Annotated in this window: 19 protein-coding genes; 8 read left to right on the top strand and 11 right to left on the bottom strand. The window is 43.4% G+C overall.

What is annotated here, in order from left to right; all coding sequences use genetic code 11:
• Nucleotides 1-77 precede the first annotated feature (77 nt).
• Both TY03_RS04840 and TY03_RS04835 read right to left on the bottom strand, forming a co-directional pair.
• Entirely contained in the window at nucleotides 78-1,367 is a 1,290-nt protein-coding gene (locus TY03_RS04840; protein ID WP_042367877.1) for an MBL fold metallo-hydrolase, read from the bottom strand.
• A complete protein-coding gene (locus tag TY03_RS04835) occupies nucleotides 1,364-2,206 on the bottom strand; it encodes a hypothetical protein (RefSeq protein WP_042367875.1) in 843 nt (280 codons plus the stop codon). The genes TY03_RS04840 and TY03_RS04835 overlap by 4 nt, the downstream gene beginning before the upstream one ends.
• Nucleotides 2,207-2,935: 729 nt before the next feature.
• Here TY03_RS04835 and TY03_RS04825 point away from each other — a divergent pair.
• The gene (locus TY03_RS04825) at nucleotides 2,936-3,529 is read left to right on the top strand and encodes a TlpA family protein disulfide reductase (protein ID WP_042367872.1); all 594 of its coding nucleotides are present in this window, start codon (nucleotides 2,936-2,938) and stop codon (nucleotides 3,527-3,529) included.
• 1 nt (nucleotide 3,530) lies between these two features.
• Here the strand turns inward: TY03_RS04825 and TY03_RS04820 are convergent, their stop codons facing one another.
• Nucleotides 3,531-4,262, bottom strand: coding sequence for a class I SAM-dependent methyltransferase (locus TY03_RS04820; protein ID WP_042367869.1), 732 nt, complete (start codon nucleotides 4,260-4,262; stop codon nucleotides 3,531-3,533).
• Between the two features lie 96 nt (nucleotides 4,263-4,358).
• Here TY03_RS04820 and TY03_RS04815 point away from each other — a divergent pair, with 96 nt between their 5' ends.
• Together TY03_RS04815 and TY03_RS04810 are read left to right on the top strand one after the other, a co-directional pair.
• A complete protein-coding gene (locus TY03_RS04815; RefSeq protein ID WP_042367867.1) occupies nucleotides 4,359-4,544 on the top strand; it encodes a hypothetical protein in 186 nt (61 codons plus the stop codon).
• Between the two features lie 146 nt (nucleotides 4,545-4,690).
• Nucleotides 4,691-5,224, top strand: coding sequence for an outer membrane beta-barrel protein (locus tag TY03_RS04810; protein ID WP_042367865.1), 534 nt, complete (start codon nucleotides 4,691-4,693; stop codon nucleotides 5,222-5,224).
• A 108-nt stretch (nucleotides 5,225-5,332) separates the two neighbouring features.
• On the opposite strand, the gene TY03_RS04805 is transcribed toward TY03_RS04810, so the two are convergent.
• From TY03_RS04805 to TY03_RS04785, 5 genes are all read right to left on the bottom strand, one after another.
• Nucleotides 5,333-5,716, bottom strand: coding sequence for a VOC family protein (locus tag TY03_RS04805; protein WP_042367863.1), 384 nt, complete (start codon nucleotides 5,714-5,716; stop codon nucleotides 5,333-5,335).
• Nucleotides 5,717-5,749: 33 nt separating this feature from the next.
• Nucleotides 5,750-6,781 (bottom strand): DUF4468 domain-containing protein, encoded by a 1,032-nt coding sequence (locus TY03_RS04800; protein WP_042367861.1) that lies wholly within the window; start codon nucleotides 6,779-6,781, stop codon nucleotides 5,750-5,752.
• Nucleotides 6,782-6,793: 12 nt separating this feature from the next.
• On the bottom strand, nucleotides 6,794-7,525 hold the full coding sequence (locus TY03_RS04795; RefSeq protein ID WP_042367859.1) for an MBL fold metallo-hydrolase: 732 nt from the start codon (nucleotides 7,523-7,525) through the stop codon (nucleotides 6,794-6,796).
• A 66-nt stretch (nucleotides 7,526-7,591) separates the two neighbouring features.
• Nucleotides 7,592-8,236 (bottom strand): pyridoxamine 5'-phosphate oxidase, encoded by a 645-nt coding sequence (gene pdxH, locus TY03_RS04790; protein WP_042367857.1) that lies wholly within the window; start codon nucleotides 8,234-8,236, stop codon nucleotides 7,592-7,594.
• A gap of 8 nt (nucleotides 8,237-8,244) precedes the next feature.
• Entirely contained in the window at nucleotides 8,245-8,949 is a 705-nt protein-coding gene (locus TY03_RS04785; RefSeq protein ID WP_042367855.1) for a pirin family protein, read from the bottom strand.
• Nucleotides 8,950-9,197: 248 nt separating this feature from the next.
• Between TY03_RS04785 and TY03_RS04780 the strand changes: the two genes are divergently transcribed.
• Nucleotides 9,198-10,643 (top strand): OmpP1/FadL family transporter, encoded by a 1,446-nt coding sequence (locus TY03_RS04780; protein WP_042367853.1) that lies wholly within the window; start codon nucleotides 9,198-9,200, stop codon nucleotides 10,641-10,643.
• Nucleotides 10,644-10,758: 115 nt separating this feature from the next.
• Here TY03_RS04780 and TY03_RS04775 read toward each other — a convergent pair whose 3' ends face one another.
• Complete coding sequence (locus TY03_RS04775; protein WP_042367851.1) at nucleotides 10,759-12,045, bottom strand: DcaP family trimeric outer membrane transporter; 1,287 nt, start codon at nucleotides 12,043-12,045, stop codon at nucleotides 10,759-10,761.
• Nucleotides 12,046-12,202: 157 nt separating this feature from the next.
• Between TY03_RS04775 and TY03_RS04770 the strand changes: the two genes are divergently transcribed.
• The 3 genes from TY03_RS04770 to queF are packed head-to-tail and all read left to right on the top strand — an operon-like array spanning nucleotide 12,203 to nucleotide 14,055.
• The gene (locus tag TY03_RS04770) at nucleotides 12,203-12,883 is read left to right on the top strand and encodes a queuosine precursor transporter (protein ID WP_042367849.1); all 681 of its coding nucleotides are present in this window, start codon (nucleotides 12,203-12,205) and stop codon (nucleotides 12,881-12,883) included.
• A 13-nt stretch (nucleotides 12,884-12,896) separates the two neighbouring features.
• Nucleotides 12,897-13,574, top strand: a complete 678-nt coding sequence (gene queC, locus TY03_RS04765; RefSeq protein ID WP_042369163.1) for a 7-cyano-7-deazaguanine synthase QueC — start codon at nucleotides 12,897-12,899, stop codon at nucleotides 13,572-13,574.
• Between the two features lie 16 nt (nucleotides 13,575-13,590).
• Nucleotides 13,591-14,055 carry a preQ(1) synthase gene (gene queF, locus TY03_RS04760; protein WP_042367846.1) on the top strand — a complete coding sequence of 155 codons (465 nt, stop codon included), beginning with the start codon at nucleotides 13,591-13,593 and terminating at the stop codon, nucleotides 14,053-14,055.
• Between the two features lie 6 nt (nucleotides 14,056-14,061).
• On the opposite strand, the gene TY03_RS04755 is transcribed toward queF, so the two are convergent.
• Together TY03_RS04755 and TY03_RS04750 are read right to left on the bottom strand one after the other, a co-directional pair.
• Nucleotides 14,062-14,769 (bottom strand): murein L,D-transpeptidase catalytic domain family protein, encoded by a 708-nt coding sequence (locus TY03_RS04755; RefSeq protein WP_042367845.1) that lies wholly within the window; start codon nucleotides 14,767-14,769, stop codon nucleotides 14,062-14,064.
• Between the two features lie 37 nt (nucleotides 14,770-14,806).
• Entirely contained in the window at nucleotides 14,807-15,829 is a 1,023-nt protein-coding gene (locus TY03_RS04750; RefSeq protein ID WP_042367844.1) for a L,D-transpeptidase, read from the bottom strand.
• 151 nt (nucleotides 15,830-15,980) lie between these two features.
• Here TY03_RS04750 and TY03_RS04745 point away from each other — a divergent pair, with 151 nt between their 5' ends.
• Nucleotides 15,981-17,249 (top strand): carboxypeptidase-like regulatory domain-containing protein, encoded by a 1,269-nt coding sequence (locus TY03_RS04745; RefSeq protein ID WP_042367843.1) that lies wholly within the window; start codon nucleotides 15,981-15,983, stop codon nucleotides 17,247-17,249.
• Nucleotides 17,250-17,301: the final 52 nt, after the last annotated feature.

Below are 17,301 nucleotides of genomic sequence, written 5' to 3'. Positions count from 1 at the left end.
ACTATAATCATTCTATAAACAACAAAGAATATGCTGATTCCTTATAAAAAACATCAAATAGGTGTTGCTCTCTGCGATTATAGACTTTGATTTATTCTAATCTCCACATGACCTGTAGAATTTGATGAAGTGATTATTATCTGTTGTAAATGCTCGTTAATTGGCAAATTTTTATAGCTTGCCGAATTTTCACTATGAATAGGAATTATTCCAAGAACCGGATTTACAAGATTACATACTTTTGCGAGGCAGTCGGCGGAAGCGTGTCCGCTTGTATGTAGCGTCTCCATATAGGGGAACATGGAAACAAAGTCAATATATCGCTGCACAGCGTGCTTACTGTTGTCATTTATATACTCTTTCCACATGGAATATATCAGTATTGTTTCATTTGGGTCTAACCGGGATGCAAGTGCCTGATAGTAATCCTTGAACTTGTCAGTTGCTCGAACAAACATACAAAAGCCTTTATCCTCCATCCAATCCAACAATTTGGTATTGGTTGGATTGAAATCATAGGCTTCATCAAAACGGAACAGCGGAGTATGTTCGCCTGCCGATTTTGTAAATATCTCAAGGATATTCTTTTGAAAGTGGTCACACACCAACGGTCTGTACTTTAATCGCTTATTCGATGCATAGAATGTAGCTATACGTTCCACATCCGTAGAGGAGCACATCACAAACACGTTTTTGTAGCGTGTCATTATTTCCCCAGCTTTCCTTTGCAACTCGTTTTCGCTCATCACTTTTTCGCCAAGCCGCGAAAGCATAGTTCCCTCAGTAATCAGAAAATCAACTTTACCTTGCGATAAGATAAGTTTTTCAATGGTTGGTAGTAAGCCTTTACTCAAATATCCATGCCCTCTGAAGTCGCCTGTATGTAGCATTCTTTTGCCGTCCGCTTCGATTAGGAACATATAAGCATCGTAAGCCGAGTGGCTTACAAAAAACGGAGTTATCTTGATATCTCCCACGGTTATTGTTTGTCCGGGAGAGAGTTCGCCCATTCCTTCAAGTTTAGCAATTTCTTCTTTCGATTGTTGCTCACGACCTTTGATATATGAAAGTTGTCTGTGTTTGCATAATGCGACACGCTTGGCAACCTTGCCTATATATTGTCTAACATTATCAGGAACATAATGGAATAGTCCTAAATGGTCGCCATGATAGTGAGTATAGAATACGGCATCAACGCCTTGCGTGATCGACTCTATCGCTTCATGGCTTGCCAAATCATCATCTACAACCCCCTCGCCATTTGGTAAGTTCTGTCCCAGATCAATCAATATCCGGGCTTTGACGGTAGATATTTCCGTTATACAACCTCCGATCTGGTCTATACCCCTATGAACGATGATTTTCATAGATTATGAATGATATTGTTTCTGTTGAGAATTGTTTTAATAGCTTCAATTCTTCGTATCCGTGCCTGATTCAGTTTATTATAAGGTTCTATATATAGTTCCACATTCTCACAAAGCTCATATTCATCTATGTTATCTATACCGGCCAAACTAAGAGGCAATATCTCAAGGTCACGTTTTATTGCGAAAAGAGTTTTGTAATACTCGATTATTTCTTGTTTGTGTTTTTGGGTGAATTGATTATATGCTCCCATTTGGGAGAGTATCTCAGGGCTGCCATTCTCATACTCATTAGTGAGAAGTCTACTATCCTCAATTCGTTTTAACTCTACAAAGATAATTTTGCCATTTTCGATTTTAGTAAGATCGATACGGGTTGTCAGATAATCCGGTACTTCTTCCCCTTTGGAATTTATTTTCTTGCCAACTATTTCAGGAAAAGCAAATTCGGAGTCTATGTAATTTGTTCCGGAAGAACATATAAGTCTTGCTTTGATACCACTTTCCGATGTATCGCTATACCTCAAGGCTATCCTCTTTTTTATACTATCAGCATCTGCTGGTAAGTGGGGCAATTCATAATCAATATATTTTGAACCTGTTCTGCCCAAGTAAAACTCATGTATTTTGCCCTTAATCCCGCCTTGCGACAATGTGATTTTAAGCAACGAACCTCCATTATAATAGACATTCAGGGAATTATTCTTGCGAATATCTATATAAAAGCCGCCCGGCTTGATATTCTCTTTTATAAATTGCCACCAAGCAGGTGCAGTTTCTTTAAGCTCGCCAAACAACTTATGTTGAGGGTTTAACGAAGTAAAATGACTTCCGCTCATAAAGCTATTATATTTTTGTTATTGCCTGCAAATTTAGTAAATAATTGGTATACAGCACGGATTACCTCTTAAAACTTTTGCTCACTTCCGGCTTTATAGTAGGTCTAATATGAGGTTTAACAACCTGTTTCAATTCCTGATATTTTTGTTTGAACCAGTAGAGGATATTCTGACTATTGAGGGAAAGACGGAATCTGTCCGGATTATCCCGTTCTTTGAACAGTTGCAACTTGGCATCCTGTACATTGAAATCTTGGTTATGTTCGGGGGATCGGAGCTTGCCGGTAAAGGGCAGTATTTCGCCGTTAAACAGCTTTTTAATAGCTTCTATAGCAAAAGTACGTAGTTTTAGTAACAAAGAGTACGTACTCATTGCTACCAAGACTACGTACTTAACGCACCGTTAAAATAGTTCTTTTGCAAGCTAAGAAAAATAATAGTATGTATACTTGATTTATAATTCTGTATATTATTGTTTTTCAATATTTTATATCATTTTCATACCTCTTGTTTCTTCTGCTTTTTTCATCATTACTTACTTCCTCTTTTCCTTTAATATTTATTCTATTTACAGAGATACTTGTGTATTCAGCAACTTCGTCTACTATTTCGTTATTCCTTGCGGTGCTCGATTCGTAGGTAGAGCCATTTTGCAAATAATTATCGAATATACAAGGATAATAAAATACTTTTTTGTAGTTTTGCTCGAAAGTAAATAAGATTAAAAGGATGAAGAAAACTTTTTTAAGTATCTGTTGTTTAGGGCTGTTTGCGTTAAGCAACGTGGCATGTGCCGGACAGGCGAAGGCGAACAAAGAGGTAGCTGCGGCTACCGATGAAACGAATGTAACGGCAGTCGAAGCCGATAGTACCGGTTACATAGTGAAAGTAGGGCAGATGGCACCCGACTTTACCATCACCTTGACCGACGGTAAGCAGGTAAGCCTGTCGTCATTGCGCGGTAAGGTAGTGATGTTGCAGTTTACAGCCAGTTGGTGTGGCGTATGTCGCAAAGAGATGCCTTTTATCGAGAAAGATATTTGGTTGAAGAATAAAAGCAACCCGCAGTTCATGCTGATCGGTATCGACCGCGATGAGCCATTGGATAAAGTACTTGCTTTTATGAAAGCTACGGGTGTTACTTATCCGATGGGGCTCGATCCGGGTGCTGATATTTTTGCGAAGTATGCGCTTCGTCAGTCGGGTATTACGCGCAATGTACTGATTGGTCGCGATGGAAAGATACTTAAGCTGACTCGTCTATACAATGAAGAAGAGTTCAGCTCGTTGGTACAGGCGATAGATGAAGAGTTGAAAAAATAATTTATTCAACCGTCAGCTTCGCCAGATAATCGTAGTGCTTGCCCTCTTTGATAAGCTCGGTCTTGAAACCGCATTCGGCGGCGTAGAGGCTGAGTGTTTGAAAGTCAACGTATAGCCAATCAAACGATTCGCCTTTGATGGTTTTGTATTGCATCTGGAAGTCGATTTCTCCATAATAATCGGCTGCCAGATCAATCAAGAAGCTGCCGTCCTCGTCTTCGAAAAGATAGCGTAGGTCGCTCGAATCCATTAGGATGCATCCGCCCGGGCGAAGAAGTTGTTTCATCTTTTGAAAGAAAGCGGGCATATTCTCCAGTCGGCCGATGATGCCCGAACCATTCATAAGCATGAGGATGGTATCAAACGTATCGGTAAACCGCTGGTCGAACAAGTTAACCAAGCAGGCGTTGCTCACACCACGCTTCTGCATCACCTCGACAGAGAGCGGAGAGATGTCGATGGCACATACCTCTTTGCCTTGCTCTTGAAGAGCCAATGCATGGCATCCGCTGCCTGCACCTACATCAAGAATGCGTCCCGAAGCTAATTCGAGTGCGGTACGTTCGAGTAAAGGCATCAGCTTGGTGGTACGAAAGAGGTCTTTGACGGGGATTTCGTCTTCGTCGAATTGAGAAGAGAATACACGTAGTTTTCCGGCTTTATGCAGGTTAAAGTAATCGGCTATGGCGGCACCCATCGGGTCCTTTTCGGGAGCAAGCAATGTTGTTTCCATCGAATGGTTGTTTATTGTTATAGCCTGCAAAGATAGGTAATTCGCAGAAAACGATTATCTTTGTCCACAGAAAAAATGAATTAATAGAGAAAGATTATGAGTATAGAGGATGCAATGTTCGGTGGAATTGTCTTTAAAGGGAAGAAAGAATCGACCGGAAAAGATGACAAAAAGGTGAAAACAAAGGCGAAAAAAGCAAAATACATTAAAGGTTTGCACGGTTCTGATTCGGCCAAGATGAAGGCGGAAATTCGAAGAAAAAGAGCGGCCAGACATAAATAGGATGTTTGATCAGTCAAAAAGAATCTGGCTTGACGGATGAGTTGGTTTTACGCCAACGGCATTTATAATCGGAGCTCTGGATATGTTTAGTGCCTGTTACTTCAACGAAACGTGGAAAGGTATAAGATTCACTAAATAAAATTGATATGCGAAAACTATTATTGGTTGTCCTGCTGTTCACAGCAACTTGTTCGTATGCACAGAACCGCAAGCTTTGGGGTGCTGTTGAGGTAGGTTACGGAATCTCACTCTCCGACAAAGGAGATGCGTATGATGTGTCATACGGTAGCGACCACAAAATAGCCATGAGCTTAATCAGGGCTTTGCTTGGCTATTATGTAACTCCCGATTTGTCTTTAGGTGCCGGTATTGGGATCAATAGCTACACGCAGCTGGAGGGTCTGAATACGCTACCTGTGTTTATCGACTTTAGGTATCACCCGTTCACCAACAAGCGGTTTTTACTAAATGGTGATGTCGGTTATAATCTGGCTACATCTGAAAATAATAAAGATGGCAAGTGGTTATTCGATTTTTCTTTCGGATACAAGTTACTGGATAAGAGAATCAGCATTATTCCGGCTATCGGTTACAACTACTGTAGTTATTCGATTGATGGTAGCTCAAAAATGAATCAATCCCGACACTCTTTGTTCTTAAAAGTAGGAGTAGCATTTTGAAATAATGGGAGAGTCATGAAGATTCTTTTGATAGCTAATAAACAAAATCAGCGAAACACTTCTGAAAGAGAATGTTTCGCTGAAAATATACTTTTTAAGGGAAGCTAATTAGTGCTTTTTCTCCCCCAATACTTCTATCCAGTAGTCATCCGGATCGTTGATGAAGTAAAGCCCCATCGAGGTGTTCTCGAAACAGACACAACCCATCTCTTTGTGATATTGACGAATGGCATCATAGTCGCCTGCCACACGGAAGCAGAGGTGGCTCTCATTCTCGCCCAGTTCATAGCTATCGGTATGATCTCTGAGCCAGGTTAGTTCCAATAGGAATCCGGTCGACTCATCGGTCAGGTAAACCAATACAAAAGAGCCGTCGGCGGCCTCTTTGCGGTGGTGTTCTTTGAGCCCGAGTGCTTTCTGGTAGAAAGCAATGCTGCGTTCGAGGTTGGTTACATTGATATTGAAATGGTCAAATCTTGCTTTTATTTCCATAACGATTGTTTTTGGGGTTATTCAACTCTTCTTTTATTTCATCCAAGCTTTTACAATTTCACCTACGTATGTACGGGGTTGTCCTTCCATCGGAGCGGCTGCGGGTAGTTTCTTACATTCGAGAATAACCGATGGCTCAGTTTGGTTGGTGGGGTAGAAGCGTACCGAGTAGGTATCTGCCTTCTCGAACGACTCATAAGGTTGGTCGGGCGATAGGATGCTGAATACGACAGGTTTTCCGGATACTTTGCCCAACGATCCGCCGGCATTGGCAGTCATCATGGTCATATTGAAGGCATCCTTGCCGATGGCAATTACGAGTTTGCCGCTACCCATCTGAATGGCACCGGCCGGTAATTGATCGGGTGCAACGCTTCTATATCCGGGCATATCGGGAGAGCTAACAGGGGTAGCAGCACCGATAACTACAGGGCCTGAGGTTACAGCTGCCTTTTTAGGAGCTTTCTCTACTTGAGGTTGACTGTTCGATGCACTTAATGCTTTGGTTGCTTCGGCAAAGATATCATCGGCAAAGTCTACTGTTTTTTTGCGCCATTTGGCAAGACCGCGTACCAGTTTGGTCTGTGCTTTGTTGAGTGCATACTTGTCTGTGATCCACTCTTCGGCTGTGTATTTCTCTTTCTCGCGATAGGTATAGCGTATCTTCTCTACTTCGACCAAGCACTTGGATGGTTGGCAGCCGATGGTGATTTGATAGTTCAGCAACGTGCGGTCTAGTGACAGAGCGCTTGATTTAAACACCAACCACTCTTCGCCAACACCGGCTATGGTTCCTTTTTCTGCATCGGTATATACTACGCGGCTATCCACGTTGTTGTTCGCTTTTAGTCGTTCGGTAAGCCATTTTTGCATGCGCTCGAATATCTGCTGTTGAGACATGCCGGGGATGCTGAACTCTTTTGAAAAGACAACTTTGCCGTTTACCTCGGGCACTGCGCCTACCAGGTATCTGCTATCATCATTATCGTCATTGTCTTGAGCCATGATACCCATAGGTACGCAGGCTAAAAGTAATACAAGAAAAAGGTGTGTTAATCTGTTCATAATTATTATGTGTTATTTAGTAATGTCGAAACGTTCGCCCCGGTGATCGATTTTAATGAAGCGGCAACCGGCTGCTTCTGCTATATCACAGAAGGCATTGCCTCCCGCATAATCTTCGCCGAAATGCATGGGTACAAATATAGTAGTTTTTATTTGTTCGATAAACTGTTTGGCTCCTTTCATATAATCTTTCCCCATGCGGGAGTCAACCGGAAACATCGCTACATCTACTGCGGGTGCCGATGCTTTGATGTAGGCTACCTCGGCCAGAAAGTCGCCGTTGGCTTTGTTGATCTCCTGCTCGGTCGACTCTTCGCTCCAATGCCAGTTGTTGAGGTCGCCCGCGTGGAAGATACGCATTCCTTGCAGGTGTATCAGAAAGGAACTGCCTACATCGGTCGATCCAAAAGCATCGATGCGCAGGGTATCGTCCTCGTAACTCTCGCCTTTACTTATATAATAGGCACTCTCTTTGTTGGCGCGCCTGTGACGTAAGATGTCTTTAGAGAAGATGTAGTGAATATCGGGGCGTTGCTCTTTCCATTGCAGTACCTCTGGGTTGAAGTGGTCGGGATGAAAATGTGTGCAGAGTACATACAGCTTTCCGGGTCTTTGGAGTAGCTCATCGTGCACAATACCTTGGTTGTGTACTGTTTCGGAAGAGTCTTTGTAGTAATCCAAAATAAGCGTAACGCCCGGTGCTTCGATAGCGAAGCCACTGTGATAAACGTAATCCAGTTTCATAAGTTTGTCATTTAGAATTGCAATATTACAGATTCCCCGTGTATTAGGCAAGGAATCGGGCGAAAATCAAGGTGCCAAGCGCTCTTTCTGCCACTTCCCATCGGATTGCAGGGTATATAGAAAGCGGTCGTGCAGGCGGTTGCGCCGTCCTTGCCAGAACTCAATGCGTTGAGGCGTTACGGCATATCCGCCCCAGTGTTCGGGTCGGGGTACCTCTTGTCCTACCCATCGCGTGGCTTCTTTAACAAAAGCGGCAATCAGTTGCATGCGGTCTTTGATGGGTTGACTTTGGGGAGAGATGCGTGCGCCTATTCTACTTTTATAGGGGCGTTGACTGAAATAAGCGTCCGATTCTGCTGCCGGAACTTTATGGGCTATCCCTTCGATGTGTATCTGCCTTTCCAGTTGATGCCACACGAAAGAGAGCGAGATGAACGGGTTTTGTGCCAAGTGTTGTCCCTTGCGGCTTTCGTAATTGGTATAGAAGATGAACGCTCCGTGATGCAACCCTTTTAGCAGAACGGTACGGGTTGATGGGCGTCCTTCAGGCGATACGGTGCCTACTAAAACAGCGGTCGGTTCATCGACCTTCGCATCAATGGCTTCCTGAAGCCACTGGCTGAAAAGCAAAAGCGGATCTTCGGGAAGTGATGCCTCCCGTAGTCCGCCTTTGGTATATTCTTGCCGAATATTGGCTAAGTTTGTATTCATAGGCAATGTTACATCGGAACTTCCATTAATAGAATATGCGAATCTGCAAGTACCTCAATGTCTATGCTGTTGGTTTCGAAAACTCCCATACCGTCTCGTCGCGACAATTTCTCACCTGCTGCTACAATCTCGCCTTCGATCAAGAAAACATAGATGCCTGCATGTGTTTGGTGCATATGATAGCTTAACTTTGTGCCGGCTTCTATTTTCCCGATGGAGAACCAGGTGTCTTGCAACAAGGTAGCCGGTGTATCATTGTCGGGCGAAATAATAACTGATAACTCATTCTTGCGTTCGAGTTCGCGGATACTGAAATCGTTATAAACCGGTCGGGTATTTCGCTCACGAGGCATGATCCATATTTGCAGGAAGTCAACAGGATCGACCTTGCTGTGGTTCATCTCACTGTGAAAGATCCCTGTTCCGGCACTCATAACCTGAATGTCTCCTACGCCGATCACGCAGTTGTTCTTTTTGCTGTCTCCGTGTTCTAACTCTCCTCTCAAGGGGATGGAAACAATTTCCATGTTCTTGTGTGAATGAGTCTGAAACCCGGCTCCGGGAGCTACACGATCATCGTTCAATATACGTAGAGCACCGAAGTTGATGCGGTTTGAATCAAAATATTCATCGAAACTAAACGTATGACGGCTATCGAGCCACTCATTTCGAGTATGACCTCTGGTTGCTGCTTTATGTATAACCTTCTTCATTGTTATGCTCTGTTTTATAATTAAGTACTCTTTACCCTATTTATAATTAAACATTGGTTCTGAAGAAAAGTTTTTCTTCTTCACTTCATTTATGTTTCGTTTGAAGTACTTGAGAGTTGTATAGTTACATTAGAAACTATTCGTTTTTGAATCAAATCGGTGTGTCTAACGAAATTAATTGCACAATTATATGTTATTTGTGTAGTATTGTTGTATCTTTGTGCTCGAAATAATTAAAAAAGATTTAGATGAGAAAATTATCGTTGATTAGTGTATTTATGCTGATCGTTTCAATTCCAACTTTTGCAGGGGGGCTCCTGACAAACACCAATCAGCACATTTTGTTTCTGAGAATGTTGGCTCGCGATGCTTCTACGCAAATTGATGCCGTATACTCTAATCCTGCCGGTACTGCTTTTATGCAAGATGGCTTTTATGTTTCGTTGAACGGACAGAGTGCTGCCCAGACAAGAACCATTCATTCTACGTTTGGAAACGAGAAGTTTCCCGGATTTGCCGGTTTCGGAGGAAACCAAACGAAAATGTACAAAGGCGAGGCTTCTGCGCCATTCGTTCCGAGCGCATTTGCCGTTTATAAAAAAGATAAATGGGCTTTCTCTGCCAACTTTGCCGTAACAGGTGGTGGTGGTAAAGCAACATTCAACGAGGGCTTGGGCTCTTTCGAATCGCAGGTGGCTATGATTCCGGGATTATTGGCTAAGGCAGGAATACCGACCAATCAATATTCTGTCAATAGCTATATGGAAGGTAAACAATATATCTTCGGACTTCAATTGGGAGCTGCGTATCGCATTAATGATTATCTGTCTGTTTTTGGAGGTGCACGTGTTAATTACGTAAGCAATGCCTATTATGGATACTTGAAGGATATTAAAGTTAATCCCAATATGCCCGCTCTTGGACTTGATGGCTCTATGGTTTCGGCACAAGATGTTTTTAATAAATTAGGTAAACCTGAGTATGCGGCCATGGCAGCAGATATTGAGCTGGATTGTGAGCAATCAGGTTGGGGAATCACTCCCATTATTGGAGCCGACTTTAAGAAGGGGAAATGGAATGTTGGTGTGAAATACGAATTTCTTACGAACCTGAATATTGAGAATAAAACAAAGGGTACACTGCCCGGTGCACCGGCAAACCCTAAAGATGATAAATTTGCCAATTATAGACATGGCGTGAATACGCCTCAGGATGTGCCCAGTCTTCTTACTGTAGGTGTATCTTACGAGATTCTGCCCGTGTTGCGTGCTTCGGTAGGTTATCACCACTTTTTCGATACGCATGCTGAGATGGCTACCGTACAAGATCCTTCTACGGGAGAGCTTATTGGCAAGCAAAACTTTATCGGCAACGGAACCAATGAATACCTGGCCGGTTTGGAATGGGATGTTTGCAAATGGGCACAGGTAAGCGCCGGTATGCAACGTACTAAATACGGTGTGAAAGATAACTTCCAAACAGACATGAGTTTCTCTTTGAGCTCATATTCATTTGGTTTGGGTGCAGGCTTCGATGTAGCCAAAAACTTGAAACTGAATGTAGCTTACTTCTGGACAAACTACGATAATTACGAAAAGATATCTGCTAATTACAATGGTACAGGCATCGCCGGAACCGATGTCTTTTCTCGCACCAACAAGGTGTTTGGTATTGGTTTAGACTATAAGTTTTAAAAACGGTTGAACCAATTCGATCTTACTATCTAAACTGAAGGAGGCTTTATTCTTTTTATCTAATTGCCGGGATAAAAGGAGTAAAGCCTCTCTTCGTTTTCTTTTTTCTGATTTGTTAGAACGAGTATTGAACCACCATGTTCATTCGGTTGGCATGGTGCATATTGTCATTGAAGTCGTTTCTCCAACCTCTCAGGTACTCGGCACCTACTTGCATATTATTGGTTACATTCCAGAATACGTTGGCAACCAAATACTGTCCGGTACGATACATATCGGTTGTTTGGACGGGGTAGCCGTTTTCGGAGTACAGTCTTGAGTAACTATAGGTACCCGATACAAACAAGTTGGGGCAGATGTTGTATTGCAGTCCGGCATACCATCCCAACATGGGCAATACCTGCATGCGGTCTGAACTTTCCGGATCGGGCACGATGTCTACATTCTGAGTACTTAGGTCTGTAAGGAACTGACTGATACCCTTACCGTAATTCACCTGTCCGTAGGTATGCCATTTCTTGCCTAAATTGAATGTGGTAGATGCTTGCAAACCGTATCCGGTCTTGGCGTAAGCTTTTTGTGCAACGGCACTCGAGTAAGTCATGCTGCGAACGATACCGGCCAGTCGGATGTGACTGCTCTTGTTCCAATTATATTGGGTCGATGCTACGAAGTTGGGCATGCGTTGTGTGCTGATAGAGAATCCGGGAGTAACGGTGCCATTGACTGCAGGCATTTCGGCTGCTACACCAAACTTCCAGTTTTTTACATGATTGCACACATAGCTTAATTGTGTGGCACGGTAGAAGCTCGATCCGTTAGGGCCTGCCCAGTCAATCGTAGGAGGGAGGGCTGCCAGATCCATATAATTACCATAGCTATAACCGATGGTAAATCCCAGGAAAGAAGCATACGCATTTTGTAGTTCGAAGGTGGAGCCATTGCCACGGAAGTTACCGGCTGTATAAACAACAAAATCGCCCAATGCCTTGGTGTGTCCCACCAGTTTCAGGAATAAAGTAGAAGTGGTGATATCCATCTGGAATTGATTCTTGGCAAAGTTAGTTTTCCCATTGGAGATCAAGGCTGGGAAGAAGTCTACGCTGTTCACAATGCCTCCGAAGTCATATTCGGCTGTTGCTCGTACGTATCCACCGATACCAAGCGCAAACTTACCTTTCTGATCTGTCAATAAGAAACGTGGAGTATTGGGCTCCTGAAATCTCGGAAGCCTTGTTTCGTCCATGATTCGGATAATCTCGTCACCGGCTTTATTTTTCGACACAAACATGATGGAGTTTGGTTCATCATCCTCAATAATTACTTTTTTTTGTGCGTGAGCGAAAAACGGAGTGATACCCATTCCCAGCAGTAATGCTGCTACTTTTAGATTTGTTTTCATTATAAGTTTAGTTTTTGATGAATGGTCTACAAACAACTTTAACTGCAAAATGGTTGCCGATTTTCTAAAGAAATTGTATCTTTGTCGCCCAATTAACAAAGTATGATGCCGTGAATAACGGTCGTGTAATCTAGAACACCACGTAAAAAACAGGATTATGAAAGAAAAAGTATCTGTGCCTTTCATGCTGCTTGCTATACTATTTAATGTATGCCTCATTGCAGCTAATTTGCTTGAAACCAAAGTTATTCAAGTGGGTAGTATTACGGTAACTGCCGGACTACTCGTGTTTCCCATCTCTTACATTATTAACGATTGCATCGCCGAAGTCTGGGGATTCAAGAAAGCGCGCCTCATTATCTGGAGCGGATTTATCATGAATTTCTTTGTAGTCTCTTTGGGACTGATCGCCGTTGCGCTTCCTGCCGCTCCCTTTTGGGATGGAGCTGAGCACTTCAACTTCGTATTCGGTATGGCTCCCCGTATCGTAGCAGCCAGCTTGATGGCGTTTTTGGTCGGATCGTTCTTGAACGCTTATGTGATGAGCCGTATGAAAGTGGCTAGTAATGGGCGTAACTTCTCGGCTCGTGCTATTCTGTCTACTGTAGTAGGCGAAACGGCCGACTCGATCATTTTCTTCCCCATTGCCTTCGGAGGGCTGATTGCCTGGCGCGAACTACTCATCATGATGGGGATACAGATCGTGCTAAAGTCGCTTTACGAGGTTATTATTCTGCCTGTAACCATTCGGGTGGTGAAGTATATCAAGAAGATCGACGGTAGCGATGTGTACGACAAGGAGATATCTTACAACGTATTGAAGGTAACCGATATTTAACCATCCTATGGCAATGAATCAAGATACGGCATTGGTCGTATTTAGTGGAGGGCAAGACTCTACCACTTGTCTGTTCTGGGCGAAACACCACTTTGCACATGTGATAGCCTTGAGTTTCCTTTACGGACAGAAGCATCATCGCGAGGTAGAGTTGGCCCGTGAGATAGCCCGCAAGGCCGATGTGCCGTTTGAAGTCATGGATGTTGCTTTGCTCGGACAACTTGGCCGCAACTCACTGACCGATACAACGCTCGAGATGGATAAGGAAAAACCACACGATGCAGTGCCCAATACGTTTGTGCCCGGTCGCAACCTTTTTTTCCTAAGTATTGCTGCTGTTTATGCCCGCGAACGAGGCATCAGTCACCTCATCACCGGCGTGTCGCAAACCGATTTCAGCGGTTATCCCGATTGCCGCGATTCGTTTATCAAGTCGCTCAATGTAACGTTGAATCTGGCAATGGACGAGCAGTTCGTGCTGCATACCCCCTTGATGTGGCTCGATAAGATGCAAACATGGGCATTGGCCGATAAATTGGGCGTGCTTGAACTGGTGCGCAATGAAACCCTGACCTGCTATAACGGAATACAGGGTGATGGCTGCGGTCACTGCCCTGCCTGCCGGCTTCGTCGCAAAGGATTGGAGGAATATCTGGCTATCAAAGAAGACGATAGCCTTATGTCGAAATAAAAACAATATTACTATTATGACCGAACTGAAAGATCAGCTTTCACTGCTTGGAAGAAGCACTGAATACAAACAGGATTACGCACCCGAGGTACTCGAAGCATTTGATAACAAGCATCCCGACAATGATTACTGGGTACGCTTTAACTGCCCCGAGTTTACCAGTCTTTGCCCCATTACAGGGCAACCCGACTTTGCCGAAATTCGTATAAGTTACCTGCCCGATGTAAAAATGGTTGAGAGCAAGAGTTTGAAACTCTACTTGTTTAGCTTCCGTAATCATGGTGCTTTTCATGAAGATTGTGTGAATATTATCATGAAAGATCTCATCGGGCTGATGAATCCGAAATACATCGAAGTAACCGGGATATTTACCCCACGCGGAGGTATCTCTATCTATCCTTATGCTAATTATGGGCGCAAAGGAACGAAGTATGAAGCGATGGCCGAACAACGATTAATGAATCACGGTGTTGGCTTTTGAACGTATTTAAATGTTGTTGGTTCTTCTTGGCAAAATAGAGCTCTTTGCCATATACTCTGCATTATTGGCATAAATGAACAGTACGCTTCCCTTTTTAATGGTATCGATAACCGGCTTAGCAAGTGCCTGAGGCAAAGCCGGACAGCCCAAGCTACGTCCTAGTCGTCCCGAAGCAATGGTCGATGGATTGGCATAAGCCGCTCCGTGCATAACGATAGCACGCTCTTTAGCATGGTCATTGATACCCTGCTCGAGTCCGTTCAAGACCAACGAATAACCGTTTTTTCCCTGATAGGTATTCTCGGTGAGATAAAATCCTAGTGAACTTTTGTACGAACCGTTTTCGTTCGAGAAAGAAGTGGCGTAATTAGCTCCGCTATTGCGGCCATGAGAAACGACGGAGGAGAAGATCATTGCTTTCTTTTCCATATCGAACACGAAGAGACGCTTCTCGGTCGATGGTTTGGTAAAATCGATCAGCGTCATGATCGGTTTGCTCTTTTGTTTGATGCGATGATAACCGGCTACTGCTTCTCGAAAAGCAATAAAATTGACGATACCGCCTAGTTGCATCTCTTCGAAGAGCTGCTCACCTCTTGCTAGCTCGGATATTGAATCGGCTATGGGCAAGGGTCTGTTAGCTTCTGTTTTGTGGGGTGACGAATAACCCGATGCGAGTAATATAAGGCACAAAAATATAATTACCTTTTGCATATTTTCTATTAAAGTGATGACGCAAAGATACTAAATCTTATTCTAAAATGAAAATAATCGTCTGATTTACAGGCGCCCAGTCGAATATGAACTTTGCGTGTGACGTTGCATTACGCACGCACATATGCGATCGCGGAGTAGTGCCCAATGAAGGACTGTATTCGATAAATTCGGCACGTGGGGCATTGACCGGAACTCCATGAATATAGGCACCGTCTGTAAAGCGGTTGGCGTAGGGGGCAAAACCGCCGGTTTCTATCGTTCCGTCTTTGAGAAAGACCATTTTTCCTTTTTTCTCTTGTAGTACAAACATGCCCAAAGGAGTCTCTTGTTGGTAAGGAGGGCGGTGCTGTCCGGTTGTTGCAGGATTCATGCTGCGTACCAACCACTCTCCTTTATCCTTCTGCTCCAAACTGGCAATGTTTTGATTGGTGCGATCTACAAAGATCGCTTTCCGAAAGACTACACTGTCTTGAATCGGCTTGATGTATTTCTTTGGAACCATCCAGGTGTCGCCAATGAATATCGGTTCTACTTCGGCAAAGGTTCCCACCTCGCCGAGCATACAAACCAAATCTCCGTCTTGTCCGTAGCGTTCGGGGATGAGGGTATCAGTCGTCAGATAGAGCGGAACCGATTGATATCGTTCTACTCCCAGCGTATCTGCAATGCGTTGATAAGCATTTCTTTTGAACTTTTTCACTAATGGAGCAACGCCATTTCTGTTTTTATAATTCTGTAAAATGCCCCATTGTTTATGCGAAGCCTGAATGTTTTCCAATAAGGCCAGCCGTTCCTTCATCTTCTCCCATTGAAAATGCCGGGTCGTATCTTTGTACGGATAGGTATCGGCTAGCGTATATTTATCGTACAGTAACTCTTTACTGATTTCTATATTCTCCGGTTTAATATCTTCTGTAATAATCTTTGGAACACTATCCAAACAAACCAATGAGTCTGTTTCTTGTTGTATAGTAGTGACTTGTTTCTCATTAGCATTCGATATGCACGAACATAGAAGAATGAAAACGAGTAGACTATTGGGAATTATTTTCTTCATATATTATAGGGTTTTATTATTATAAGGTATAAGGACTCTTGTTTGTTCGCTGAGTAGGAAAAAAGATGCATAAAGTCATAGGGTATTTTGATTTTGAACGATCTTAATAGTACAAGCAACAAGAGTATCCACCTTTTTAAATGATACAAAGATGAAAGCGCAAAGAGTACAAACGACCGGTATAGGAATGGTACTGATACTGGTATGGTTACTGACGGGTTTTACCCCGGTAATGGCAATGAATGATTCGGGCGAACAAATAACCGTAAGCGGTGTTGTGCGCGATAAGCTAAACAAAAGGAAACTGGAGTATGTCAACATCTCCGTTCCGGGTAGTAACGTGGGTACGGTGACGAATGCCGATGGCGAATTTACACTCGTCATTAAAACCAGCCTTCGTCCACAAGCTGTCGAAGTTTCGCATGTGGGTTATGTCAATGATCGCCTGAAGCTCAATGGTGCAGATATCCTGAATCAGGAAATTTGGCTTACCCCTTACGTAAATCTATTGGGAGAGGTGACCGTTCACGGACAGAACCCACTGTTGATTGTGCAGGAGGCCATTCGCAAGGTGTCGCTCAACTATAGCACCAGTAGCAATCTTCTCAATGGCTTTTATAGAGAGATAGCTCAGAAAGGGCGTCGATACATCAATATTTCCGAAGCCATTGTCGATGTATATAAAACAGGCTATGGCGAGCCTTTGACTAAAGATCGGGTACAGATTGACAAAGGGCGGCGGTTGCTTAGCTCGAAACAGAGCGATACGTTGGCGGTGAAGCTGTTGGGTGGCCCCACGATGTTTGTTTACCTTGATGTTGTGAAGAATCCCGATTTTCTGCTTGATCCGCAAGCCCTATCCGACTATCACTTCATTATGGAAGAACCGACTAGTATTGATAATCGTGCGCAGTTCGTGATTCGTTTTGAGCCTCGCGTCATTCAGCCTTATGCCCTGTGTTATGGAAAGCTTTACATTGACAAGGAACGCCTCTCCTTTACGCGTGCCGAGTTTAGTCTCAGTCTAGATGATAAGAACAAAGCAACACAGGCTATCTTGAAGAGAAAACCCTTTGGGCTTCGCTTCAAACCGTTGGAGGTTTCGTATCTGGTTACCTATAAAACGCTCAATGGAGTTACTTACCTGAACTACGTTCGTAATAACATTCGCTTTAAGTGCGACTGGAAGCGGAAACTGTTCTCCACAACCTATACCGTACTATCCGAAATGGTAGTAACAGATAGGCAGGAGAGTCCGGTAGATCCCATCTCTTTCAAAGCATCGTTTAAACCGAGTCAGGTTTTTTCCGATCGGGTCGATGACTTTGGTAACGAAGATTTCTGGAAAGGATACAACATTATCGAACCGACCGAATCGCTCGAAAATGCGGTAGCTAAATTAAAAAAGCAACAAAAATAATCTTTTTCTATTCTTTTCGTATATTTGGGGTGCTTTAATGACTAAGAATCAA

The sequence above is a fragment of the Bacteroides neonati genome, assembly GCF_000499785.1.
Taxonomy (GTDB): Bacteria; Bacteroidota; Bacteroidia; order Bacteroidales; family Bacteroidaceae; genus Bacteroides; species Bacteroides neonati.
This window is presented reverse-complemented; position numbering and strand designations above follow the sequence as displayed.